The sequence below is a fragment of the Halorubrum sp. T3 genome (genome assembly GCF_000296615.1).
Classification (GTDB): domain Archaea; phylum Halobacteriota; class Halobacteria; order Halobacteriales; family Haloferacaceae; genus Halorubrum; species Halorubrum ruber.
Window position 1 is genome coordinate 669002 of the sequence record NZ_JH815330.1, and the last position, 23023, is coordinate 692024.

24 protein-coding genes are annotated in these 23023 nt (G+C 70.9%); 11 read left to right on the plus strand and 13 right to left on the minus strand.

Annotated elements, in window-relative coordinates; all coding sequences use genetic code 11:
* Window position 1 precedes the first annotated feature (1 nt).
* From B378_RS0112435 to B378_RS0112450, 4 genes are all read left to right on the plus strand, one after another.
* Complete coding sequence (locus B378_RS0112435; RefSeq protein ID WP_017344103.1) at window positions 2–469, plus strand: peroxiredoxin; 468 nt, start codon at window positions 2–4, stop codon at window positions 467–469.
* Between the two features lie 83 nt (window positions 470–552).
* Entirely contained in the window at window positions 553–1746 is a 1194-nt protein-coding gene (locus B378_RS0112440; RefSeq protein WP_017344104.1) for a hypothetical protein, read from the plus strand.
* Window positions 1747–1867: 121 nt separating this feature from the next.
* On the plus strand, window positions 1868–3049 hold the full coding sequence (locus tag B378_RS0112445) for a S49 family peptidase (RefSeq protein WP_017344105.1): 1182 nt from the start codon (window positions 1868–1870) through the stop codon (window positions 3047–3049).
* Window positions 3046–4119 (plus strand): hypothetical protein, encoded by a 1074-nt coding sequence (locus B378_RS0112450; protein ID WP_017344106.1) that lies wholly within the window; start codon window positions 3046–3048, stop codon window positions 4117–4119. The genes B378_RS0112445 and B378_RS0112450 overlap by 4 nt, the downstream gene beginning before the upstream one ends.
* 63 nt (window positions 4120–4182) lie before the next feature.
* Here the strand turns inward: B378_RS0112450 and B378_RS0112455 are convergent, their stop codons facing one another.
* From B378_RS0112455 to B378_RS0112465, 3 genes are read right to left on the minus strand one after another with little or no spacing between them, the layout of a single operon-like run.
* Entirely contained in the window at window positions 4183–5097 is a 915-nt protein-coding gene (locus B378_RS0112455; protein ID WP_017344107.1) for a DMT family transporter, read from the minus strand.
* Window positions 5098–5142: 45 nt separating this feature from the next.
* A complete protein-coding gene (gene idsA3 / locus B378_RS0112460) occupies window positions 5143–6189 on the minus strand; it encodes a geranylfarnesyl diphosphate synthase (protein ID WP_017344108.1) in 1047 nt (348 codons plus the stop codon).
* Window positions 6186–7538, minus strand: a complete 1353-nt coding sequence (locus B378_RS0112465; RefSeq protein ID WP_026046283.1) for a ribonuclease J — start codon at window positions 7536–7538, stop codon at window positions 6186–6188. Before B378_RS0112465 ends, idsA3 begins: the two co-directional genes overlap by 4 nt.
* Window positions 7539–7823: 285 nt before the next feature.
* On the opposite strand from B378_RS0112465, the gene B378_RS0112470 reads away from it, so the two are divergent.
* The 5 genes from B378_RS0112470 to B378_RS0112490 all read left to right on the plus strand — a co-directional run bounded on the left by B378_RS0112470 (window position 7824) and on the right by B378_RS0112490 (window position 11735).
* Window positions 7824–8474 carry a hypothetical protein gene (locus tag B378_RS0112470; RefSeq protein WP_017344110.1) on the plus strand — a complete coding sequence of 217 codons (651 nt, stop codon included), beginning with the start codon at window positions 7824–7826 and terminating at the stop codon, window positions 8472–8474.
* On the plus strand, window positions 8471–9784 hold the full coding sequence (locus B378_RS0112475) for a hypothetical protein (protein ID WP_026046284.1): 1314 nt from the start codon (window positions 8471–8473) through the stop codon (window positions 9782–9784). The genes B378_RS0112470 and B378_RS0112475 overlap by 4 nt, the downstream gene beginning before the upstream one ends.
* Before the next feature lie 74 nt (window positions 9785–9858).
* Complete coding sequence (locus B378_RS0112480) at window positions 9859–10101, plus strand: LSM domain-containing protein (protein WP_017344111.1); 243 nt, start codon at window positions 9859–9861, stop codon at window positions 10099–10101.
* Window positions 10098–10274 carry a 50S ribosomal protein L37e gene (locus B378_RS0112485; RefSeq protein ID WP_017344112.1) on the plus strand — a complete coding sequence of 59 codons (177 nt, stop codon included), beginning with the start codon at window positions 10098–10100 and terminating at the stop codon, window positions 10272–10274. Before B378_RS0112480 ends, B378_RS0112485 begins: the two co-directional genes overlap by 4 nt.
* Window positions 10275–10700: 426 nt before the next feature.
* Window positions 10701–11735: an LLM class flavin-dependent oxidoreductase gene (locus tag B378_RS0112490; RefSeq protein ID WP_017344113.1), complete on the plus strand. Its 1035-nt coding sequence runs from the start codon at window positions 10701–10703 to the stop codon at window positions 11733–11735.
* A 492-nt stretch (window positions 11736–12227) separates the two neighbouring features.
* On the opposite strand, the gene B378_RS0112495 is transcribed toward B378_RS0112490, so the two are convergent.
* The 4 genes from B378_RS0112495 to B378_RS0112510 form a co-directional block, all read right to left on the minus strand.
* Window positions 12228–13340: a deoxyhypusine synthase gene (locus B378_RS0112495; RefSeq protein ID WP_017344114.1), complete on the minus strand. Its 1113-nt coding sequence runs from the start codon at window positions 13338–13340 to the stop codon at window positions 12228–12230.
* Window positions 13341–13413: 73 nt separating this feature from the next.
* Entirely contained in the window at window positions 13414–13686 is a 273-nt protein-coding gene (locus B378_RS0112500) for a ubiquitin-like small modifier protein 1 (RefSeq protein WP_017344115.1), read from the minus strand.
* 22 nt (window positions 13687–13708) lie between these two features.
* The gene (locus B378_RS0112505) at window positions 13709–15133 is read right to left on the minus strand and encodes a hypothetical protein (protein WP_017344116.1); all 1425 of its coding nucleotides are present in this window, start codon (window positions 15131–15133) and stop codon (window positions 13709–13711) included.
* Entirely contained in the window at window positions 15130–16398 is a 1269-nt protein-coding gene (locus B378_RS0112510) for a potassium channel family protein (RefSeq protein WP_017344117.1), read from the minus strand. The genes B378_RS0112505 and B378_RS0112510 overlap by 4 nt, the downstream gene beginning before the upstream one ends.
* 139 nt (window positions 16399–16537) lie before the next feature.
* Between B378_RS0112510 and B378_RS0112515 the strand changes: the two genes are divergently transcribed.
* Complete coding sequence (locus tag B378_RS0112515; RefSeq protein WP_017344118.1) at window positions 16538–17713, plus strand: NAD-binding protein; 1176 nt, start codon at window positions 16538–16540, stop codon at window positions 17711–17713.
* 27 nt (window positions 17714–17740) lie between these two features.
* Here the strand turns inward: B378_RS0112515 and B378_RS0112520 are convergent, their stop codons facing one another.
* From B378_RS0112520 to sdhC, 6 genes are all read right to left on the minus strand, one after another.
* Window positions 17741–18376 (minus strand): uracil-DNA glycosylase family protein, encoded by a 636-nt coding sequence (locus tag B378_RS0112520; protein WP_017344119.1) that lies wholly within the window; start codon window positions 18374–18376, stop codon window positions 17741–17743.
* A gap of 68 nt (window positions 18377–18444) precedes the next feature.
* On the minus strand, window positions 18445–18672 hold the full coding sequence (locus tag B378_RS0112525; protein WP_007345225.1) for a hypothetical protein: 228 nt from the start codon (window positions 18670–18672) through the stop codon (window positions 18445–18447).
* A 301-nt stretch (window positions 18673–18973) separates the two neighbouring features.
* A complete protein-coding gene (locus B378_RS0112530) occupies window positions 18974–20803 on the minus strand; it encodes an FAD-binding protein (RefSeq protein ID WP_017344120.1) in 1830 nt (609 codons plus the stop codon).
* A gap of 53 nt (window positions 20804–20856) precedes the next feature.
* Window positions 20857–21741, minus strand: a complete 885-nt coding sequence (locus B378_RS0112535; protein ID WP_017344121.1) for a succinate dehydrogenase/fumarate reductase iron-sulfur subunit — start codon at window positions 21739–21741, stop codon at window positions 20857–20859.
* A gap of 7 nt (window positions 21742–21748) precedes the next feature.
* Window positions 21749–22120: a succinate dehydrogenase hydrophobic membrane anchor subunit gene (locus B378_RS0112540; RefSeq protein ID WP_004596874.1), complete on the minus strand. Its 372-nt coding sequence runs from the start codon at window positions 22118–22120 to the stop codon at window positions 21749–21751.
* 1 nt (window position 22121) lies between these two features.
* Window positions 22122–22547 carry a succinate dehydrogenase, cytochrome b556 subunit gene (gene sdhC / locus B378_RS0112545; RefSeq protein ID WP_017344122.1) on the minus strand — a complete coding sequence of 142 codons (426 nt, stop codon included), beginning with the start codon at window positions 22545–22547 and terminating at the stop codon, window positions 22122–22124.
* A 203-nt stretch (window positions 22548–22750) separates the two neighbouring features.
* Between sdhC and B378_RS0112550 the strand changes: the two genes are divergently transcribed.
* Window positions 22751–22945, plus strand: coding sequence for a cold-shock protein (locus B378_RS0112550; RefSeq protein ID WP_004596869.1), 195 nt, complete (start codon window positions 22751–22753; stop codon window positions 22943–22945).
* Window positions 22946–23023: the final 78 nt, after the last annotated feature.

Here is a 23023-nt window from a genome sequence, read left to right on the forward strand (position 1 = left end):
TATGCTCGAACCGGGCGACTCCGCACCCGAGATCACGCTCACCGACCACCGCGGCGAGACGGTCACTGTCGACCCGGCCGCGGCCAGTCATACGGTCGTGTACTTCTATCCCCGCGCCGATACGCCCGGCTGTACCGCCGAGGCGTGTAGCTTCCGCGACGAGTGGGACGCGTTCGAGTCGGCCGACGTCGCCGTCGTCGGGATCAGCGACGACCCCGTCGAGGACCTCCGGCCGTTCGCCGCCGAGTACGACCTCCCCTTCACCCTCCTCTCGGACCCCGACGGCGCAGTGTCGAGCGCGTATGACTCCTACGGCGAAAAACAGATGTTCGGGAACACCTTCGACGGCGTGTTCCGGAACACGTACGTCCTCGACGACGAGGGGACCGTCGTCTTGGCCTACGAGGGCGTCTCCCCCGAGGACCACGCCGTCGAGATTCTCGACGACATCGAGGCGCTCGACGGCTGAAGGCAGACCGGCCGTCGCCGAGAGGAATCCGCCGACGGCCGTCTCCCGGTAGTATTATTACGTGTCACGAGTCACGTGAAACGATGCCCTCCAAGCGAACGTTCGCGAAGCGCTTAGCTGCGCTCGCGGCGACCGGGCTGGGAGTCGGCGGACCGATCGACGCACTGACCTCGGAACCGCCGCCCGACGCGACCCTCGCGGTCGGATCGGCCGCAACCGGCGCCGGAGCGAGCGGCGGCGAACCGGTAGACGGCGACGCGACGAGCGGCCGCGACGGCGCCGGCGCCGGCGCCGACGGACCGCAATCGGCGGTCGCGGCCGGAACCTACGACCCGGCCGCGGCGGCGTCGAACGCCGTTGATACCGTCGTGACCGGACGGGTCGATCCCGCGGTCCTGACGGCGACCGGCCTGCCGGGCGGGGTCGGGAGCCGACTCCGGCGACTGCTCGACCGATACGAAAGCGTGTCGCTCGCCGCCGTGCGGCAGGCGACCGGCGGCGCCGCGCTCACCGCGGACGGGCCGGAGGGGTGCGCCGTCGCGGTCGGCGACGTCGACGCGGCCGCGCTGAGCGCCGAGCTCGATGCCGACCCCGAGGTGGCTCGCGAGGCGGACGACGACTCGGGATTCGCCCGGTTCCGAGCGCCGAGCCTCGGGTCGGCGGTCGGCGTGGGCCCCGGTGAACTCGTGGCCGCGTACGGCCCGACCGCCGGCGTCGCCGCGGCGCACCGCGATGCCGGAATCGGTGGAGGCGTCAACGGAGGGAGCGTCGACAGCGGGAGCGTCGACGGAGGGACCGTCGACGGCGGAGCGCGGCGACGAGCGAGCGCGACCGCGAGCTACGGTCCCCTCCCATCCCTGCTTGGGGGCGACGCGACGGTGTGCGTCAACCTCGGGCCGGACGCCCGCGATCACCTCCACGACCTGCTCGCCGACGCGCCCGACGAACTCCGCACCGCGGTCGACGCGTCGGGCGCGGTCGGGGCCTCGCTCCGCGTGACCGACGGGGAATCCGCTACCGGAGGCGCGGACCCGGGTGAGCCGACCGTCGCGCTGCGGTACGGCGCGGTCGCGGACCCCCGACGCCTCGACAGGGAGACCGCCGAGGCGATAGCGCGGGCCGCCCGCGAGGGCGAGACCTCGCTCGCGGACGCGAGCGTCACCCGGCACGGGCGGACCGTGATCGTCGACGCCGCGGCCGAGAGCGACCTCTTCGCCGCCCACGCCTCGCTGTTCGACGGGACCGTCGGCGACCCGATCGAGGTGGCCGACGCGTGAGCGACGGAGTCGATCGCGAGAGCGCCGCAGCCGTATCGACCAGTGACAGACGCACGAGCGAACCCACGATGACGACGAGAGACAACGCGGTACGACAGCGGTATCGAACGGGGACGAGTCGATGAGTTCCGAGGACTCACCTTCGAGGACTCCCGACGAACCGGCGGACGACGCGGAGACGGCGAGCCCGGATCGCTCGCCGACGGCGACCGACCGCCCGCGGACGACGACTGAGCGGCTGAGCGCGGACGACGCGTCCGGGTCGCTCCTCGACCGGATCGAGACCCGACACGCGGTGGGGGTCGCGGCGATCCTCGCGGTGGCCGCGGGGCTGCTCGTCGCGCCCGGCGTGTACGGCGCCGTGACGGGGCCCGACGGGACGGTCGCCGTGATCGAGATCGACGGCACGATCGACTCGGGGACGGCCCAACACGTCGAGGACAACCTCCGGGACGCCCGTACGAACGAGTCGATCGAGGCGGTCGTCTTGGAGGTCGACAGCGGGGGCGGCCTGCCCGCGCAGAGCGAGCGGATGTACGCGGCCGTCGACCGCACCGCGTCGGTGATGCCGGTGTACGCGGCCGTCGACACGCTGGGCGCGTCCGGCGCCTACCTCGCGATCGCGCCCGCCGACCGGATCTACGTCGCGCCCTCCGCGCAGGCGGTCGGGAGCGTCGGCGTCGCCGGCACCGCGCCGGCCCCGAGCGGGCCGAACGCGGGGACGACCGGCCCGGACAAGGCCGGCAGCGACCCGGACACCCAGCGCGAGCGCCGCCAGACGCTCGCGAACCTCTTCATCGAAAACGTGATCGAGCAGCGCGGCGAGGAGATCGAGCTCGACCGCGAGGCGATCGCCCACGCCGACGCGTACCTCGGAACCGAGGCGGTCGAGAACGGCTTCGCGGACCGGTTCGGCTTCGTCGACGGCGCGGTCGCCGACGCCGCCGCGGAGGCGGGGATCGACGACTACGCGGTCGACACCCGCCGCACCGAGAGCCGCATCCCCGGCGGCCTCTCGCTCCTCGAGCGCGACGACGGGACGGTCGTCGTCGCCGAGGACCCGGACGACGAGCTCGGCGACGGGCTCATCCTCGCGGTCGCGCCGGCGGCGTGGGACGAGACCGTCGGCGACGACGTGATCATGACGAGCTACACCGCGCGGCTGCCGGCGGACGGCGGTGAGGCCGACGCGGCGACGAGCGGCGCGGCCGCGACGAACGACGACGAGTCGGCCGCAACGGGCGACGACTCCGCCGCGGCGATCGACGCCGCGGTCGCGGCGAACGGAGGTGTCGGCGCGTGAGCGTCGACCTGCGAACGACGGTCGGCGCCTTCGCGCTGGTCTTCCTCGCCGTGATCGGCGTCGCCGCCGTCGGGGGCGTCGTCCTCGACGACGCGCCGCCCGAGACGGCGTCTGTCGCGGACGATCACTGGCAGCTGGACGCGGTCGAACCCGAGACCGTCAGCGAGGGCGGCGAGGTCGAGATGGAGAGCACCGAGCCGTCGAACACCGTCGTCGTCCACCTCGGTAGCGGCGGTGCCGGGCTCGGCGGCGGGACCTCCATCCTGCCGATCGAAGACGGCGACTCGCCCGCGGAGGCGGACATCGGCTCGCTCGGCGGCGTCCGGCGCGGCGTCGCACCGCTGACCGCGGCGCTCGTCGAGAACGGCCACGAGGTCCGCTTCTACGGCGGGATCGCGAGCGGTGAGACGCTGCCGTCGATGCTCTCGGACGCGGACGCGTTCGTCACCACGAGCCCCGGCGCGCTGTCGGCGACCGACGCCGACGCGGTTGAGTCGTTCGTCGACGCCGGCGGCCGGACGCTCGTGACGAGCGATCCGGGCGGCGCCGGCGTACTCACCGACTTCGGCTCGCCGTTCGGCGTCTACGGCGAGGCGGGCTACGTGTACGACATGGAGAACAACGACGCGAACTACCTCAGCGTGCTCGTCGAGCCGACCGGGCCGGGGGCGCTGACGGAGGGCGTCGAGGAGGTCGTCCTCCGCGGCGCCGCGCCCGTCGGCGTCGCCGACGGACCGGCGACGCTGGCCACCGCGGAGACGTCGCGACTGTCGACGACCCGCGAGGCCGGCGCCTACGGCGTCGCGGTCCGCAGCGACTCGCTCGCGGTGGTGGGCGACTCCAGCTTCCTCGAACCGGAGAACGCCGGCCGCGCCGACAACGGCGTCCTGATCGGCAACGTCGCGGACTTCCTCGTGACGGGCGAGGCGCCCGACGTGTCGTTCGGCCCGACCGGCCCCGGCGGCGTTCCGCCGGGCGGCGCGGTCCCGCCGGGCGGAACGACGCCGCCCCCCGAGCCGACCGACCCATCGGGCAACGGGAGCGATCCGTCCGGGAACGCGACCGCGTAGCCGTCGCGGGCTCCCGGTTCCGTGCGGCGTAACGCGACGGACTGCGGCCGTGACGCCCTTCTTTTATCCCGGGAACCGGATCCCGGCCGCCGCGTCGGCGATTTCGCGCCGTTTCAACAGTCCGAATCCGAGGACGATGACGGCGAAGCCGGCGACGGTGAACGGCGTGACCGGCTCGGCGAGCAGCAGGGCGCCCGCGACGGTCGCCACGATCGGAACCACGTACGAGACGAGGTTGATCTCGAAGGGGCCGAGCCGGTCGAGCAGAGTGAAGTAGATGGTGTACGCGACGGCCGACGAGAGCAGTCCGAGGAACGCCAGCGCGACGAGCGCGCGCGGCGCGACGGCCGGGAGCCGCTGGCTCTCGCCGATCCCGAGGCTGAGCGCGTGGATGGCGAGCGCGCCGAACCCCATCGCCCACCCGGTGAGCGCGACGCTGGAGAACGAGGTCTCGACGGTCCGGAGCCCGACGCTGCCGACCGCGACGGCGATGACCCCGATCGCGATCAGCCCGACGCCGACCGCGACGCCGCCGCCGAGGTTCGCGGGGTCCGGCTGCGCGACGAGCCCCACGCCGAGGAACGCGAGGACGACCCCGACCGCGCCGCGACGATCGAGGTCCGCGCCGCCGATCCAGACGGCCGCGACCGCCGCGGTCGCGATGGGGACGAGGCTGTACGTGATCGAGGCGATGCCGCTCGTCGTGTACTGCTGGCCGACGAACAACAGGGAGTTGTTCGCGGCCACCGAGAGCCCGCCGCTGAACCCGATCGCGGCGAGGTCGCCGCGGGTCCGCGGGAACGGGTCGCTCTGCGTGAGCAGCACGTACGAGATCAGCGCCAGCGCGGCCACGTCGAATCGGTAGGCGGCGTACAGCACGGGCGGATAGTAGTCGAGGCCGACTTCGATGGCGACGAAGGAGCCGCCCCACAGCAGGGCGAGCGTGAAAAACAGCGCGACGTCTCGGTACCGTGACACGGTCGACCGAACGCGCGCCGGGGGTAAAGCGGTGTTCGTTCGCTCTCAGTAGCCGCGGACGATGAGGTAGTCCGCGAGGTCCTCGAGCAGGCTCCGGGAGCCGCTCTCGGGGAGCAGTTCGAGGTGTTCCTTCGAGCGCTCGGTGAGGTCCGCGGCGGTGTCGCGGGCGTACTCGATGGAGCCGACCTCCTCTAAGGCTGCGACCGCGTCGTCGATGGCCGCCTCTGTCACCTCGGCGGGCGTGTCGGCGTCGACGAGGCCGTCGACGTCGACCCCCTGCTGGCGGGCGTGGAGGGTGATGAGCGTCTCTTTCCCCTCCACGAGGTCGGAGCCGCGCTGCTTGCCGAGCTCCTCCGAGGGGACGGTCAGGTCGAGCACGTCGTCTTGGATCTGGAACGCGCGCCCGGAGTCGATTCCGTACTGGTAGAGGGCGTCGACGACCTCATCGTCGGCGCCGAGCAGGAGGGCGGGCGTCGCCGCTGACGCGCCGTAGAGGACGGCGGTCTTCAGCTCGACCATCTCCAAGTACTCGTCGGGGAGGATGTCGTCGCGGCTCTCGAAGGCGACGTCGAGCGCCTGGCCCTCGCAGATCTCGGTGCAGGTCGACGCGAGCATCCGCATCGCTTCGAGCCCGTGTTGGGGGTCCGCGCCCGTCTCGGTCATGAACTCGAACGCCTTCGAGTAGAGCGTGTCGCCCGCGAGGATCGCCGTCGAGACGTCGTACGCCTCGTGGACCGCGGGGACGCCCCGCCGCAGGTCGTCCTCGTCCATGATGTCGTCGTGGATCAGCGTGAACGACTGGATCACCTCGATGGCGACCGCGGCCCGCATCACGTCGACGTCGTCCCCATCGAGCGACGGGAACGCGCGGAAGTCGGCGCCCATCGGTTCGGTCCCGGTGACCGCCTCCGCGGCCAGCGTCGTCACCGTCGGGCGGAGCCGCTTCCCGCCCGCTTCGAGGATGTAGCGGGTGGCCTCGTACAGCCGCTCGGGCTCCTGAACCGGCAGCTCCTCGTCGATAGCGGCGTTGACGAGCTCACGCCGCTCGCGGATGGCCTCCAGCACCCGCGCCTCCTTCGTCTCGCTCGTCATTCGACGAGCTGGATGGTGGACCCGTTCTGCGTGACGTGGACGTCACGTCCGAGCTTGTACCCCTGCGACGTCGCGAGGTCGACGTACGGCGAGCGGCCCTTCAGCGTCTGGTGGCCGGGGATGAGGTGCTGCGGCTGGAGCGCCTGTAGCATCTCGTAGTGGCCCTCCTCGCGGAGGTGGCCGGAGACGTGGATGTCGTCGTAGAGGCGCGCGCCCTGCATCCGGAGCAGCTGTTCGGACTGGTAGCGCTGGCCCTCGTTGGTGGGCTCCGGGATGACGCTCGCGCTGAAGACGACCTTGTCGCCGTCGTCGATTTCGTACGGCGTCTCGCCGCGGCCCATCCGCGTGAGCATCGCGCGCGGCTCGCCCTGGTGGCCAGTGACGATGGGGAGGAAGTTCCCCTTCCCCTCCTTCATGATCCGCTTGAACGCGCGGTCGACGGACTTCCGGTGGCCGTACATGCCGACGTCGCCCTGGAAGTCGACGAAGTCGAGCCGCTCGGCCGTGCCGGAGTATTTCTCCATCGAGCGCCCGAGGAGGACCGGCTGGCGGCCGATCTCGCGGGCGTACTCGACCAGCGTCTTCACGCGGGCGATGTGCGAGGAGAACGTGGTGGCGATGATGCCGCCGGTGTAGTCCTCCATCGATTTGAGCGTGTCCTCAACGTGCTTCTTCGCGTACGACTCGGAGGGGGTCCGGCCCTTCTGGCCGGCGTTGGTACAGTCCTCGATGTACGCGAGGACGCCCTCGTCCTGGCGGCCGATCTCGCGGAACCGCTCCATGTCGATCGGGTCGCCGATGACGGGGTCGTGGTCCAGACGCTTGTCGAGTCCGTAGACGACCGCGCCCTCGGGCGTGTGGAGGACCGGGTTGATCGCGTCGATGATCGAGTGGGTGACGTTGACGAACTCCATCTCGACCTGCTCGGAGTCGCCGATCGCCATCGTGGCGCCCGGCTTCATCTTCACGAGGTCGTTGTCGACCTGGAACTTCCCCTCGTCTTCGATCTGCTGGCGGACCAGCTCGATCGTGTACGGCGCCGAGACGATCGGCGCGTCGTAGCGGTGGGCGAGCTTCGGGATCCCCGCGATGTGGTCGAGGTGGCCGTGGGTGGGGACGATCGCCTGAACGTCGCCCTCCAGTTCGCTCATGACCCGGTCGTCCGGGATGGCGCCCATGTCGATCAGGTCGAGGCTGTGCATGCTCTCGGTCTCCACGTTGTCGTGGATGAGGACCTTACTGAGGTTCAGGCCCATGTCGAAGATGACGATGTCCTCGCCCGCCCGGACCGCCGTCATCTGTCGACCGACCTCTTCGTAACCGCCGAGTGTCGCAATTTCGATTTCCATGGTGTGTTCGTGTCTGACGCCGTGGTCGGCGCCGGTCACTGAAACCCCGCAAGGAGCCGTCGGCGCACCGTCGTACCGCGCGTCGTTGAGGCCCCGCTACGGCCGAGTCGTCGCGACTCACCGTGTCCCGCGGGAGTGTGGTACCTCGGCGTACTCTCGCCCACGTTAAAAACTCCCGGGTTCGGCCCCGCGGCGACGGTTCGCGTCCGAGCGGGGCCTCGGCGGCCCGGCGCGGGAGGGCCGCGTCCCACAAAGCGTTTCACGCTATCGGCCGAATCGCCGCCGATGTCCGAGGTTCCCCGCCGCCGAGCCCTCCTCGCGGCCGCGTCAGGGATCGCCGCCCTGGCCGGCTGCGCCGGCAGCGAGACGGCGTCGAACAGCTACCCGAGCAGCAACCGGCCGATAGACGACTACGAACTGGAGAAGGCGCGCGACGAGCGCGGCGGCGCGCTGGTCGCTTCGGGCGACGAACTGCCGTCGCTGTCCGCCGACGAGCGGGCGCCGCAACGCCGCCAGACGCGCCGCGTGTTGGTCGCGACGGCGGACATCGACGAGCTCACCTTCGCCGGGACGGGCGCGGGCGAACGGCTCCGGACGTTCCTCGCCGCCACCGACTTCGAGTCGTCGGCGGCGTACCTCCTCGCGATGCCCGTGCGGGCGTGTCGGGAGATCCGGTTCCGGTCGGTGTCGGTCGAGCCGGACGAGCTCGCGGACGACGACCTCCACCCCCACGCCGACTTCTGTCAGGCGTACCGTCCGGCGGACGTCGACTGTAACGCCGACGAGTTCCACACGGTCGGGTTCGCGATCCGGATCCCCGTCGCCGCCGACCGATCGACCGGCAGCGGGAGCGGGATGAGCGGCTCCTGCCTGCGGCGGGAGCCGCCGGCCGTGTTCAACGCGTCGTCGTCCGGTGCGGGGGGTGACGACGCGTGACCCGCGATTCGAGTTCGGGTCGGGCGTGGAGCTCGCGGCGTCGCTTCCTCGCCGGGGTCGCGACGGCGAGCTCGGCGGCGGTCGCCGGCTGTGCCAACCTCCCGTTCGCCGGCGGCGAGGAGCGTCGGGAGCCGCCCGCGTCGCTCCCGTCGGACGTCGTCGGGACGGTTTCGTGGCCGGCGTCGCCGTTCCCCGCGGCCGTTCCGGCGTCGCTCGCGGACGCCCACGAGTCGCGGGCCCGCGAGCTGCTCGACGACGTGCCGGCCGAGCCGGACCTCCCCAACGCGGCGGTCGCGAGGGCCATCGGCGACGACCGCGAGCAGGCGATGCGGCGCGTGGAGGCCGACGTTCCCGGCGAGTGGCCGGTCGACGCCCTCTCCGCGTGGCGTCGGCGTCGAGAGGACGCCGCGGCGGTCCGCGCGGCGCACCGCGCGGCCACCGGGACCGACGACGGGGCCGACCTCGCCGCCCGGCGCCGCGCGGTGCGCGGCGACCGCGGGGCGCTCGCGGCCGACCTGGAGTATCGCGCCGAGTCGCCGACGGCGGCGGTGTTGGCGTACGAGCCCGTCGAGTCGCTGCTGGCGGAGTGCGCCGGGTACGTTCCCCCGCGCGTGTCGTACCCGGCGGACCCGGTCGCCGACCCCTTCCGGGCGGGCGAGACGGTCGCCCGCGTCGAGCGCGCGGGCGCGGCCGTCGCCGACGCCGCGGGACTTCGCGAGGCGTTCCTCGACGGGCGCGACGGGGCGGCGCCGCGCTGGGAGCCGCTGGTCGCGGCCGCCGAGACGCTGCGGGGATCGGTGAGCCGGACGCGCTCGACCGTCCGGGAGCGGGTCGGCGGCGAGGAGCCGCTCGCCGACGAGGACCTGAGCCGCACGGTGGCACAGGAGCTGCTGGCCGTGAGCGAGCGCCGGGTCGAGTCGGCGGTCGACGACGTCGACCGGGCGGCCGACGCCGACGAGTACGCGACCGTCGCCGTCGAGGCCGGCACCGCGCTGGCCGAGATGGAGGCGTACCGGCGGGCGGTCGGCGAGATCCGCGACGGCGGACACCGAGCGGTCCCCTCCGAGTCGTCCGTGCGGTCGGCCGCGAAGCGAGCGCGGGCGGCGATAGGCGAGGTCGTCGACGACGGTGACCCGCTGGCGACTCGGTTCGTCCGACCCGCGCTGGAGGCGATCGGATACGTCGACGACCGGATCGAGGAGGGGTACAGTTCGGTGCGGCGGAGTCAGGCGGAACTGGCGTACGTCGACCTGTACGCGAGCGCGGTCCCGGCGGCGGCGGAGTTCGTGCGCGAGCGGTTGGACCCCTGATTCGTGTCAAACCGACCGGCGTCGGGGACTCCGTCCCGGTATTTTTATTACCGCGAGGGGCGGCGATACGGACAATGAGTGGACGACCCCTCGACGTGCTCGAAGCGTCGCTCGAGGAGCCCGTGACGGTACATCTGAAGGACGGTACGACCTACTACGGCGTCCTCGGCGGTTACGACCAGCACATGAACGTCGTCATCGAGCCGGAGGCCGACGTGGACGACCGCGTCGACGACGACCTCGACGGCGAGTTCGCGGTCGCGATCGAAGACACAACGATTATACGCGGCGATAACGTCGTCACCATCAAAGCATGACCGGCGCAGGTACGCCCTCTCAGGGGAAAAAGAACAAGACGGTTCACGTGAAGTGTCGACGCTGCGGCGAGAAGTCCTACCACGTCAAGAAGGAGCGCTGTGCCTCCTGCGGCTTCGGCGAGTCCGCCTCCCGGCGCGACTACGCCTGGCAGTCGAAGACCGGCGACAACTGAGCCGCGATTTCTTCGGTTTCTTCTCGCTTTTACTCGCGTAGCTACGCGTGTGACGGTCGTTTATTTATAAATAATGAGTATGGATCGACCGCGAACACCTCCAAAGCCCCAGCCGGGAGGCGGGCGCACACTCGCTGTGCTCCTCGGTCGCTCGCGTTGCTCGCTCCCTGCGGTGCTTGCGTCGTCTGCGCCCGCCTCCCGGCTGCCCCTTTGAGTCCCACCCCGCCCCACACGGCAACCGCGCCTCACGCCTCCCCAGCCTCGCGGCTCCCTCCGCTTCGCTTCGGTCGCCGCGTCCCTCGCGCGTGCTCCTCACGCCCTGCGGGCGTTCGGAGGCACGCGCCACCGCACAGCATCCATACTTGCGGTTCGCCACGACGCCGCCGGGACCCAAACCGTTTCCCGCGGCGATGGCCGAGTCGGGACATGGACCTCTCAGTCGTCGACCTCTCGCCGGTCCCCCGCGGCGGCACCGCGGCGGACGCGTTCGAGAACACCGTCGACGCCGCGAAACACGCCGAGCGACTGGGCTATGAGCGGTTCTGGGTCGCCGAACACCACGGGATGGGCGACCGCCTCGCGGGCACCACGCCCGAGGTGCTGCTCGGGCGGCTCGCGGGCGCCACGGAGTCGATCCGGATCGGGAGCGGGGCCGTCCTCATGAACCACTACAGCCCGTTCAAGGTGGCCGAGTCGTTCGGCGTCCTCGACGGGCTCGCGCCCGGCCGCGTCGACCTCGGCATGGGGCGCGCGAACGGCTCGCCCGCGTCCGACCGCGCGCTCGGCACCGACCGGCGCGTCGAGAACCCGAACGAGGACCACCGCGAGCGGATCACCGCGGTCGTGAACCACCTTCGCGGCGACTACCCCGCCGAGCATCCGTACAGCGACCTCTCGGTGCCGGGGTCCGACTCGGGACCGGCCGTCCCGTGGGTGCTGGGGTCGAGCCCGTCGAGCGGCGAGATAGCGGGGGAGCTCGGGCTCCGCTACTGCTTCGCCGGCTTCATCCGCCCGGGGTTCGCCGAGCGCGCGTTCGCGGCGTACCGGGAGGCGTTCGACCCCGACGGGACGCCCGGCGGGCTCGACGAGCCGCGGGGGATGGTGGCGGTCAACGCTGTCGCGGCCGAGACGGACGAGGCCGCGGCCCGGCGACGAGCGCCCGCAGAGGCGACGTTCCGGCGGATGCAGCGCGGCGAGCTGGGCGACGAGACGCCCACGGTCGAGGAGGCGGTCGACGAGCTCGGCGGGGCGCCCGACCCGACGCCCGCGACGCTGGACGACGACGAGTGGCCGCGGTCGATCTCCGGGAGTCCGGAGACGATTTCGGGGCTGTTGGAGCAGCTGGCCGACCGCGTCGGCGTCGACGAGGTGATGATCCAGCACACCGTGCCGGACCACGAGGACGCGCTCGACTCGCACGCGCTCCTCGCCGAGGCGATGGATCTGGACGGGCGCGAATAATCCGGATCCGAGGTGGTGGACGTTCTCGACCGCTCAGTTTGGTGGGGAAGCCGATCGGCGGTGACGGACGCAGCCAAAGCCCCAGCCGCTTACTTATAAATGGCCGCTGGCGGATCGGTGACGGATACCGCCAAAGCCCCAGCTGCTTACTTATAAACGGCTGCTGACGGATCGACGGCGAACACCGTCAAAGCCCCAGCCGCGAGGGCTCGCGCGGCTCGCTGCGGTCCTCGTCGTTCGCTCCGCTCACTCCTGCGGTCCTTGCGTCGCCGTGCTTCGCCCTCGCGGCTGCCCCTTTGAGTCCCGCCCCGCACAGCACCGCAACCGCACCTCACGCCTCCCCAGCCTCGTCAGTCGCCTCCGCTTCGCTCCGGCGACTGACTCCCTCGCGCGTGCTCCTCGCGGCCTCCGCTTCGCGCCGGCCGCTCGCAGGCACGCGCCACCGCGGATCGATTTATAAACGATGACGCGGTCAGAATCGCGGTCGCGTTCCTATTCCACGCGCTCGCGGGCGGCGGCGATAAGCATCGGAAGCATCACCGTCGCGTCGCCGTAGACGGAGGCGTTGCGCGCGTCCTTCTCTAACTTGCCCCACGAGCGCGCCTCGTCGAGGCTCGCGCCCGAGAGCCCGCCGGTCGCCTCGGGGTCCATCGTGATCTGGACGGCGTAGTCGTAGGCGCGCGGCGTGACGAGCATCGTCTGGAGCGTGAAGTTCTTCGGGACGCCGCCGCCGACGAGCAGGCAGCCCGCGTCGTCGGCGTCGAAGGCGAGGTCGGTCAGCTCCGTCATGTCCGCGAGCGCGTCGAGCGTGAACTCCGCGGTCTGGGCGTACATCCACGCCTGAAGCCCTAACACGGAGTCTTGGACCGCGGGGCAGTAGATCGGCACGTCGCACTCGTAGGCGGCGGCCGCGACGCCCGGCCCCTCCGGGACGTCGTCGCGCTCGTTCACCTCGGCGTTGGCGCGGCCGAGTTCGCGCGTGAGGTCGGCGATGGAGACGGCGCCGTCGCCCGCTCCGCTCGCCTCTTCGATGTCGGAGTCGGCCTCCAGCGCCGGGAACACCTCCTCACGGAGGTGCCCCTCGAAGTCGGCGAAGTGCTCCTGCGGGAGGTAGACGTTGTAGATGCGGTCGACCCCCTCGTCGCGGAGCTCCTCGTCGTGCTCGCGGGGGGTCTTCTCGGGGTCGTGGGTGCGCCCGTGGTGGTGTTTCCCGCCGATGGCCTCGATGGAATCGTGGGTGAGATTCGCGCCGGTCGTGACGAGGGCGTCGACGTAGCCGTCGCGGATGAGGTCGGCGACGATCCGGCGCATCCCCGCGGGGACCATCGCGCCCGCGAGCGAGAGGAACACGGTACAGTCCTCGTCGTCGAACATCTCCGCGAGCACGTCGCCCGCCTCGTTGACGGCGGCGGCGCCGATCCCCGCGTCCCCGTAGCCGTCGACGAGCTCGCTCACCGTCATCCCGGCGGTCGCGCGCGTGTGGCCGACCGGGTCCTCGTGAAACTCCTCGCGGTGCGGGTGGTGGCCGCCGTGTTCGTCGCCGTCGCCGTGGTCGCCCTCGGCACCCGCCGCGTCGTCTCGCGTTCCCTCGTCGCTGTCGGTCATAGCTCCGGGTGGGGCCGGCGCGCGTTTGAAACGCCCGATCCGAGCGCGGGCCGCCCGCGGCCTCACGGAGCGGCTACCCGCCGCTTACGGGCGGGAACAGCGCGAGTTCGTCGCCCGCCTCCAGCGTCGCGTCGAGCCCCTCGTCGTGGTGGACGCTCCGCCCGTTCCGGAGGACGTTGATGTGGTCGGCCACGGTCCCGTCCTCGATGACGCGGTCCCGGAGGTCGGGATGCGCGTCCAGCAGCGCGTCGAGCGCGTCGCCGACCGTGTCGCCCGGCTCCGCGTCGACGGTCACCGCGCGGTCGCCCGCGATCTCCGCGAGGTCGGCGAACAGCTTCCACTCCATGGCGGATCCCCGCGCGGGCGACTCAAGAGCGTTGCGTCCCGTCGGGATCGGCCGCGGTGTCGGCGTCGCTCCGGTTCGCGTCGTCGCCACCCGCCGTGCCGTCGTCGCCACCCGCCGTGCCGTCTTCGCTCCCGCCCGCGTCGTCGGAACCGGTTTCCTCGTCGACCTTGGCCTCCGCGTCGAAGTCGGTCCCCTCATCGATGTCGTCGAGTTCGGCGTCGCGCGCGGCCGCGGACGCCGTCTCGGCCCCTCCGGCTTCCCCGTCCGCATCGGGCGGCGACGCGGCGGCCGTCTCGAACCGACGGATTGCGTCCGGCCGACCGACGAGGTACACTAAGTCCCCGGCGCCGAAGGCGTACGCGCGCGGCGGGATCGGCTGGACGGGCCCCTCCGCCGGGCGGACCGCGGCGACGACGGCCCCGACCTCGCCGACGGTGCTCCCGTCGAGGTCGCTCCCGACGCCCACCGCGACCGAGGCCATCGTCTCGTCGGCGGTGCGCAGCAGGGAGGCGAACTCGCGGTCCGCCTGCGGCTCCGCGGGGAGGGTCACGAGGCGGTAGTCGCCCTCCTCGGTCAGGCGTTCGGCGTCCGACTCGTCGAGCGCGACGGTGACGACGTCGCCGGCGACGCCGCGCAGCTCGCCGGTCGCGACGCGCTTCGGCTCCGGGTCGTCGCGCCACAGCTGGACCGTGTCGCCGACGGTCGCGTTGTTCGGCGGGTCCGCCGCGACCGCGACCGCCGCCGACCCCGGCGCGAGCGTCGGGCCGAGCCCCGCGGCCCGGGAGCCGACCGCGAAGAACTCGACGCTCCCGTCGGCGTCGAGGTCGACGTCGACGTAGCCGACGCTGTACTCGTCTTTGAGCCGGGAAACGAGCCGGTCGCGGAGCTCCGCCTCCGAGATCTTCCGCGGGAACAGCAGGGTCGTCTCCGCGAGCTCGGCCTTCTTCTCCGGCGAGGCGGGGTCGTACGTGTCCATGTCGCGGATCTCGTCGGCCGGCGGGAGCGTCACCGCGGTGAACCGCCCGACTGCGCGGACCATTCCGCTCAGCTCCCCTTCGAGCTGCTTGGCGCCGGAGAGCGCGAACACGTCGACCGCGAGCCGGTCGCCCGCGTACCGGCCGACGGGGGCGGTCACCGCCGCGACGCCGAGAGAGACGAGGTTGAAGAACACGCTCTCGGGCGCCAGGAGGGCGGGATTGTCGCCGATCGCGACCGACCCCAGCGAGGTCGTGTTGAGGTATAAGGCGACGACCGAGACGCCGAGCAGGCCGGTCACCCCCTCGGGGATCTCCGCGCGGAAGTACCAGCGGTAGGCCAGCGCCGCGCCCCCGGCCACGAGCGTGGCGACGACCGCGAACGTGACGAGCGTGACCGCCGCCTGTCGCGGCCGCGCGAACCCCACGTCGACCGCGGCGAGGGCGGTAAGCGGGACGAGCGAGGGGCTCACGCGGCCACCTCCGCGAACCGGTCGATCGCGTCGCGGCTCCCGACGACGAACAGGTCGTCGCCGGCCGACAGCGACTGCGAGCCGTCGGGCGCGATGATCCACGACTCGTGGCGGGCCGCGAGGACGGCCACGTCGTACGCCTCGCGAATCTCGGCCTCGCCGATCGTGTGGCCGTCGAGCGGTCCGCCGGCGACGACCGAGACCTTCCGGAACCGCTTCCCGGCCCGGCGCAGCAGGGCCGTGAGCTCGTACTCGCGGCGGGTGCCTCGCGACAGCACCAGCACGCGCCCGCGGTCGGCGCGGAGGAGGGCCGCCGCCTCGGAGCGGTCGAGCGCGAGCGTCACGCGTCCCTCGCCGCCGGTCGTGGTCGGGGCGGTCGCCGCCGGCGGGGAGGCGACGGCGTCCTCGCCGCCGTCGGTCCGCGCGTCGTCGTCCGGGTCTGGGCCGTCGCCCGCGGCGGGAGCGGGTTTCGGCGCCGCGCCGCCCCCCGGCTCCGGCTTCCCGCTCGACCGGGCGGCGATCACGGCGCCCTCGGCGTCGAGGTCGGGGGTGATCACGCGGACGACGTCGCCGCGGGCGATTCCAGTCGGGACGAGCGCCGACACCGACACGGCGCGCTTCCCCGCGGGCACGCGCTTCGAGAGCGCGCCGGTCGGCGGCGCGGCGGCCACGGTCGCGCGCGCCTGCTCGTCGATCCGGACCGCCACGTCGGCGAGGTCGAGCTCGGTCCGGAGCCGCTCCGCGAAGCGGTCTTCGAGCTCGGCGAGCGGCAGGTCGGCGGGGAACGTCCAGTCGCCGTCGAGGATCGCCGTCCGCGTGTCCGCCGGCAGCGGCGGGTACCCCTCCATGTCGTTCACCTCGCCGGCGACCTCGACGGAGACGCGCCCCCGGCCGCCGACGAGCTCGATCACGTCGGTCGAGAGCGTCCGGTCGCGGAGCTGCTTGAGCGAGATTCGCTTGGGGACGCTGGCGCCGAGCCGGTCACCCTGCGCGTGGGCGTACATCGAGAGCATCAACACCACGACGATCGCCGTGAGGATCGCCGGCGCGCGCTCCGACGAGCGGATCGTCTCGTCGTTGAGCGCGAGCAGCCCGCCGTTGATCCCGGCGATCGCGAGCGATAACACGACGACTCCGAGCCCGGGGATCGTCACGTCCGTCACGTACTTGAACACGAACCCGAGGGTCCCGGCCACCAGCGCGGGGACGATCCCGGTGATGACGCCGAGGTAGACGCCGAAGACGATCTCGACGGGCAGCGACATACGCCCCTCAACCGGCGGGGCGGTTAAACGTGTGTCGGCGCGGATCGCGTCGCGAGAGGCGGGAGCGGACGCACGCGAACTCGCAGAGGAAGCGCTCCGGCCTCGCGGGGTTTAAGTCCGGTCTCGGCGACGCGGAGGTATGGAGCTGACCCGGGACTGGGTGACCGTCCGAGCGTCGATCCTCCTGACGTTCGCGGTCGCGGTGCTGTCGATCCTCGCCGGGCTCGCTCAGATCGGGGGGGTAGGAGTCTCCGGGCCGCTCGCCCCGCTGGTCCCAGACTTCATCCGCCAGACCGTCGGCTTCACGGGAACGATCACGGGGTTCTCGATGCTCGGGAGCGGCTTCGCGCTGAAGAACGGCTACCGGGTTGGCTGGTACTCCACGGCCGTCCTGCTCCCGCTGACCGCGATACAGGGACTGATGCAGGCGTCGGTGCTTTCGTTCCCGCTGGTCGCGCTGTCGGTCGTGTCGGTGCCCGCGCTGGCGTACAACCGACGGCGGTTCGACAGGAAGTTCTCGCCCTCACCGACGCAACTGGCCGCGGGCGCGGCGCTCGTGACCGCGGTCTCCTACGGGACGGTCGGGACGTACGCGCTCCGCGACCAGTTCAACGGGGTCGAGACCATCGTCGACGCGTTCTACTTCACCGTCGTCACCGCCTCCACGGTCGGATACGGAGACGTGATCCCGGCGACCGGGCCGGAGTCAGACATCGCCCAGCTGTTCGTGCTCTCCTCGCTCGTGATGAACGTCGCCGCCTTCGCGGTGGCGCTCGGGGTCCTCCTCACGCCCGCCATCGAGGCGCAGCTCTCCAAGGCGCTCGGAAAAATGACCGACAGACAGATCGACCTCCTCGACGACCACGTCCTCGTGCTCGGCTACGGGGACCTGACGGAACCGATTCTCGAAGAGCTCGCCGCCCGCGACGGCGTCGAGTACGCCGTCGTGACGCCCGACGAGACCGCCGCGAGGCGGCTCGCCGAGCGCGACATTCCGGTGTTTACCGCGGACCCGAGCGACGTCGACCCGCTCGAACGGGTGAACCTCGCCGGCGCCCGCGCGGTCGTCGCCGCCACCGAGGACGACGCGCGCGACGCGCTCGCCATCCTCACCGCTCGGCAGCTCAATCCGGACGTTCGGATCGTCGCGGCGGTGACTCAACGTGAGAACGTCGACAAGCTCCGCCGCGCCGGCGCCGACCAGGTGATCTCGCCGACGACGCTCGGCGGGCACATCATCGTCGACTGCGCGTTCGGCGCCGACAGCAAGGAGGCGACCGAGGGAATCCTCGACGACATCGACCTCGAGGACTGAGCGTCCCGGCGGGACCGACCCGGCCGATCAGCGGCTCTGTCGCCCCTTCGTCTGCCGGTAGTCCCGGCTCAACACGTTCTCGCGCATGTGATCGCGGAAGGCGTCGGCCTCGTCGTCGGTCATCTCCGCCGGCTCCTTCATCGGCACCAGCTCGAATCCGCGCCCGCGGATGGTCGTCGCGTGTTCGGCGTCGACGTCGAAGGAGTCAGGCCGGCGCGTCGTGTACTCGACCGCCAGCTCGTGAAGCGGTCGCTCGCCGACCGGCACGATGATCTGGGGGTTTATCATCCGGATCTCCGCGTTGAGGAACGGTTCACAGGTGCCGACCTCCCGGTCCGTGGGCCCGCGGTCGGGGTGTCGACACCGCGTCAGGTTCGTGAAGAAAATGTTCTGGACGTCGGGCTCCGCGGCGTCCGGCTCCGAGCGGACGAACCCGAGGTCGCCGAAGATCGACTGGACGCGCTCGCCGCCGCCCTCGCCGGTGAAGGGGACGCCGTTGCGCTCGGCGGCCGCCGTCGGCCCCGTCCCGACCACGAGGAACTCGGCGCCCACGTCGCCGTAGCCGTGGACGACGCGGTCGCGGGCGCCGCACAGTTCCTCGCAGTTCTCGCAGTCGGTGTCCATCGCGAACGGGTTCTCGAACTCCGTCTGGTTCGCGTCCACGGTGGCCCTGCGCGCTCCGCGTCCCTAAACGCTCCGGCGCGGGCGCGACGCGGCGAAAAGACGCCGCGTCAGTTCGGCACGTAACAGTCGCCGTCGCAGTCGACGAGCCCCTCGCTGCGGAGGGTCTTCAGGATGCTGTATAAGGAGAGCTTCTTCATCCCGAGCGACTCGCCCATCTCGGAAACGGTGGCGTCGCCGTTCGTGGTCAGGTAGAGGTACACGAGCTTGGCGCGAGGCGACTGGAGCTCCCGGGGGAGCGACGGGGCCGTCGCGGACGCAGTCTCCGTTTCGAGCATCTTGTCCGATCCGTTGAGTTCGACGATAATAAACCCCCATTTCAACATTCGTCGAAACGCTCGGAAGGCACTCGAAAGCGTTTGAATCCGGCGAATACGGCACATTCGAGCGAAGTACGTCGATCGACGAACGCTTAATCGACGCGTATCGACGGTCAGTTTCGATCGTCGACGGATAGCAAACCGTGAACGATCCGGATCGATCAGGCGAGACGCGGCGGGGCGTGACGGGGCGCGACGGCGCCCGGCGGGGTCCGCGCCGGGACCCCCGCGTCGCAGCGGCCGAGCGCCGGCGGCCGGCTCAGTACGAGCGGCTCTTCGGCTCGTACGTCTTGTTCTCGCCCTCGAGGACGACCGGCTTGTACCACAGCTCCGGCTCGCCGTCGTTCCACGAGATGAGCGTGTGCTTCAGCCACTCCTCGTCTTTGCGCTCCTGGTGTTCCTTGCGCCAGTGGGCGCCCCGGAACTCCTCGCGGGCGAGCGCGCCCATCGTCAGCGCCTCGGCGATGTCGAGGATGTTCCGCGTCTCGATCGTGTGGATGAGGTCGGTGTTGAACGTCCGCGAGGGGTCAGACACCGCGACGTCCTTGTACGCCTCGCGGGCCTCGCGGAGGTCCGCGAGCGTCTCCTCTAACCGGCCCTCCTCGCGGAACACGTTGACGTTCGCCGTCATCGTCTCCTGGACCGCCGAGCGGATCTCCGCGTGGTTGCGACCCTTCCGCGAGAGCAGCTCGTCGACGCGCTCCTGCGCGCGGTCGACGGCGCCCCCGACGACACTCTCGGCGTCGGTCGCCACGGCGCCGCCGTCGGCTGCGGCGGGGTCCGAGCCGTCCGTCTCGCCGACCTCGACGCCGAACTCGTAGTCGGCCGGCTCCCAGTCGCTGGACCGGCCCGTCGTGACCTCGGCCTCGCCCATCTCCTCGCCGGCGGCGTGGCGCCCGGCGCGCTTGCCGAAGACGATGAGCTCCGGCAGCGCGTTGCCGCCGAGGCGGTTCGCGCCGTGGACGGAGGCACAGGCGCACTCGCCGGCCGCGTACAGCCCGTCGATGACGGTCTCGCCGAACTCGTTCGTCTCGATGCCGCCCATCGCGTAGTGCTGGCCGGGCTTGACCGGCATCGGCTCCGTGAGCCCGTCGGCACCCTCGAAGTCCTCCGCGAGGTGGAGGATGTTCTCCAAGCGGTCGAGGATGCGCTCCTCCCCGAGGTGCCGCATGTCGAGGTGGACGTACTCGTCCTCGATGCCGCGCCCCTCGTTGACCTCGGTGAGCTCGGCGCGGGAGACGACGTCGCGGGAGGCGAGCTCGCCGTCGTTGTTTGCGTAGCCGTGTTCGAACATGAACCGCTCGCCGTCCTCGTTGTAGAGGATGCCCCCCTCGCCGCGGACGCCCTCGGAGATGAGGACGCCGGTCGACGGCAGCGTCGTCGGGTGGAACTGGATGAACTCCATGTCTTCCATCGGCACGCCCGCGCGGTACGCCATCGCGACGCCGTCGCCGGTGTTCGCCACCGCGTTGGTGGTGTGGTCGAACACCTGCCCCATCCCGCCCGTCGCGAGGATGACGCCGTCCTTGGCGCGGAAGCCGCTGATCTCGCCGCTCTGGATGTCGTAGGCGACCACGCCGTGGCAGGTCCGCTCCGCGGGGTCGTCCTCGTCGGTGACCGCGAGATCCATCACGTGCCACTCGTCGTACACCGTAATGCCGCGTTTGACCACCTGCTCGTACATCGTGTGGAGCATCTGGTGGCCGGTCTCGGCGCCCGCGTACGTCGTGCGCGGGAACGAGAGGCCGCCGAACGGCCGCTGGGAGACGCGCCCGTCGTCCTCGCGGGAGAACGGCATCCCCCAGTGTTCGAGGCGGATGACCTCCTCGGGGCTCTCCTGACAGAGGGCCTCGACCGCCGGCGCGTCGCCGAGGTAGTCGGACCCCTTCATCGTGTCGTACGCGTGGTCCTGCCAGGAGTCGGCGTCGCGCAGCGCCGCGTTGATTCCGCCCTCCGCCGCGCCCGTGTGCGACCGGACGGGATGGAGCTTCGACACCATCGCCACGTCCGCGCCCGCTTCCTGTGCCGCGATCGCCGCCCGGAGTCCCGCCCCGCCGGCCCCGACGACGACGACGTCGTGTTCGTGCATTGTTGGTATGTAATTTCGTAGGTTCCGGAGTCCCTTGATACTGTCTGTCGGGATTACCAGAATTTCAGATTGTTTTTGACCGCCTCGCGCTTCAGCTCCTGGATGTGCTCGGTGAGGGGGATGTCCTTCGGGCACACCTCCGTACAGGAGAACTGCGTCTGACACCGCCAGACGCCGTGCTCCTGCTCGATGATCTCCAGGCGCTTCTGTTTCATCTCCTCGCCCTCGCGCTCGTCCATCGCGAACCGGTACGCCTTGTTGATCGCGGCGGGCCCGAGGTACTCGTTGTCGCCCGCGGCGATGTTGCACGAGGACATGCACGCGCCACACCAGATGCAGCGCGTGGACATCTTGATCTTCTCGCGGTTCTCCCGGTCCTGCCGCTGCTCTTCGAGCTCGCCGTCCGGGTACTCGTTCGTCTGGAAGTACGGCTCGACGGCCTCCATCTGGTCGTAGAAGTGCTCCATGTCGACGACGAGGTCCTTCGTCACCTCGGCGTGCGGGAGCGGCTCGACGCGGACGGGCTCGTCGAGGTCGGAGATCTGCGTCTTACACGCCAGCTTCTGGCCGCCGTTGACGAACATGGCGTCGGAGCCGCACACCGCCTGTCGGCAGGAGTGGCGGAACGTGAGCGAGGAGTCGTACGTGTCGCGCGCGTACATCAGCGCGTCGAGGACGGTCATCCCCTTCGTGAACGGGACGTGGAACGTGTCGAACCGCGGCTCCTGTTTCCCCTCGACCTGCGGGTCGTAGCGGAACACCTTCAGCTCGACCGTGCTCTCGTCGGCGGCCGCCTTCTCGGCCTCCTCCTCCTGTCGCTGCTCGCGGCGCTCGGCCGCGCGGCGCCGCTTCTCGGCGCGGCGCTCGTCGCCCTTCGAGGCGGGCTCCGTCTCGGTCTCGGTCGATTCCTCGGTCTGCTTCGGAATTTGCGTGCTCATGGTCGGTTCAGTAGAGTCCGATGCCCGCCCACGCGTTCGCGGTGCGGATTCCCTGGGCGATCAACACGACGCTCGCGGCGACGAGCGTCCACTTGATCACGGTGCGTTTCGTGCCGGTGAGCCCCTGGTTCACCAAGGCGTTGTAGACGCCGTTGACCCCGTGGAACGTCGCGGTCACGAGGAAGAGGATCATCAGCGAGTAGTAGCTCAGCTGCTCCATCCGAGCCGAACTGGCGAGGAACGACACCTCGTCGGCGTGGTGGACGAAGTGGAGCAGGAAGAAGTGGAACGCCAACACCACCAGCAGGAAGACCGCCGTGACCCGCTGGAGGAACCACATCCGGCCGCCCGACTGGAACGAGGAGTAGCGCTCTGCCATCTCAGAACGCCCCCGCGATGAACGTCGGGACGGACGCGACGGTGATCGCTCCGGTGAGGATCAGCGACGCGTAGAAGCTCTTGTCCTGTGCGTCCAGCCCGATTCCGAGGTCCGTGAGGAGGAGTCGGGTGCCGTTGAGCATGTGGAACACCGCCACCGCGAGCAGGCCGACCTCCAGGAGCCGCACGAGCAGCAGCCCCTCTAAGGAGACGATGGTCTGCGTGTACACGTCGGTGCCCGCTGCGATCGCCGCCTCGCCGGCGCCGGCCGCCGGAATCCCCGTACTCAACACGGCGATGTGCGTGAACAGGTACCCGATGAGCACCCATCCCGTGAACTTGTGGAAGATCCACGCCCACATCCCCGCCTCGAACTCCCGCCAGCGGCCGAAGTCCTCGATGAGGCCTCGATTGTACGACTGACTCATACCTAACGGTTCTGAACCGGGGTCGTATAGTAGTTACTAACACGGCGTTGCTCGCTCCCGCGTCCCGGAACTCGGCCGCCTCTCGCGGGCGGGGCGGGCATCCCCGACCGGAGCCCGTTCGGTGACGTTTCCGTGCGACATCGTTCCACGCGGCGATCCGTCGCGGAAGCCTTATATGTCCCAGTCCCGCTTCTTCGGTCGCAATGGCGAAAGGCGAAGTTGACTTCTTCAACGACACTGGCGGCTACGGTTTCATTTCGACTGACGACGCGGACGAGGACGTGTTCTTCCACATGGAAGACGTCGGCGGCCCGGACCTCGAAGAGGGTCAGGAAGTCGAGTTCGACATCGAGGAGGCGGACAAGGGTCCGCGCGCGTCGAACGTCACCCGTCTGTAAGTCGGCGACGACACCCGAGGCGAATCGGCTTTTCGACTGTTCTCGTCCCCACAGCGGCGGCGCCGACGCGCGTTTCGC

Coding starts and splice junctions, on each gene's coding strand:
- B378_RS0112435 (WP_017344103.1), top strand. CDS start 2: ATGCTCGAACCGGGCGACTCCGCACCCGAGATCACGCTCACCGACCAC.
- B378_RS0112440 (WP_017344104.1), top strand. CDS start 553: ATGCCCTCCAAGCGAACGTTCGCGAAGCGCTTAGCTGCGCTCGCGGCG.
- B378_RS0112445 (WP_017344105.1), top strand. CDS start 1,868: ATGAGTTCCGAGGACTCACCTTCGAGGACTCCCGACGAACCGGCGGAC.
- idsA3 (WP_017344108.1), bottom strand. CDS start 6,189: ATGACGAGCGAGACGAAGGAGGCGCGGGTGCTGGAGGCCATCCGCGAG.
- B378_RS0112465 (WP_026046283.1), bottom strand. CDS start 7,538: ATGGAAATCGAAATTGCGACACTCGGCGGTTACGAAGAGGTCGGTCGA.
- B378_RS0112470 (WP_017344110.1), top strand. CDS start 7,824: ATGTCCGAGGTTCCCCGCCGCCGAGCCCTCCTCGCGGCCGCGTCAGGG.
- B378_RS0112480 (WP_017344111.1), top strand. CDS start 9,859: ATGAGTGGACGACCCCTCGACGTGCTCGAAGCGTCGCTCGAGGAGCCC.
- B378_RS0112485 (WP_017344112.1), top strand. CDS start 10,098: ATGACCGGCGCAGGTACGCCCTCTCAGGGGAAAAAGAACAAGACGGTT.
- B378_RS0112490 (WP_017344113.1), top strand. CDS start 10,701: ATGGACCTCTCAGTCGTCGACCTCTCGCCGGTCCCCCGCGGCGGCACC.
- B378_RS0112495 (WP_017344114.1), bottom strand. CDS start 13,340: ATGACCGACAGCGACGAGGGAACGCGAGACGACGCGGCGGGTGCCGAG.
- B378_RS0112500 (WP_017344115.1), bottom strand. CDS start 13,686: ATGGAGTGGAAGCTGTTCGCCGACCTCGCGGAGATCGCGGGCGACCGC.
- B378_RS0112510 (WP_017344117.1), bottom strand. CDS start 16,398: ATGTCGCTGCCCGTCGAGATCGTCTTCGGCGTCTACCTCGGCGTCATC.
- B378_RS0112515 (WP_017344118.1), top strand. CDS start 16,538: ATGGAGCTGACCCGGGACTGGGTGACCGTCCGAGCGTCGATCCTCCTG.
- B378_RS0112525 (WP_007345225.1), bottom strand. CDS start 18,672: ATGCTCGAAACGGAGACTGCGTCCGCGACGGCCCCGTCGCTCCCCCGG.
- B378_RS0112530 (WP_017344120.1), bottom strand. CDS start 20,803: ATGCACGAACACGACGTCGTCGTCGTCGGGGCCGGCGGGGCGGGACTC.
- B378_RS0112535 (WP_017344121.1), bottom strand. CDS start 21,741: ATGAGCACGCAAATTCCGAAGCAGACCGAGGAATCGACCGAGACCGAG.
- B378_RS0112540 (WP_004596874.1), bottom strand. CDS start 22,120: ATGGCAGAGCGCTACTCCTCGTTCCAGTCGGGCGGCCGGATGTGGTTC.
- sdhC (WP_017344122.1), bottom strand. CDS start 22,547: ATGAGTCAGTCGTACAATCGAGGCCTCATCGAGGACTTCGGCCGCTGG.
- B378_RS0112550 (WP_004596869.1), top strand. CDS start 22,751: ATGGCGAAAGGCGAAGTTGACTTCTTCAACGACACTGGCGGCTACGGT.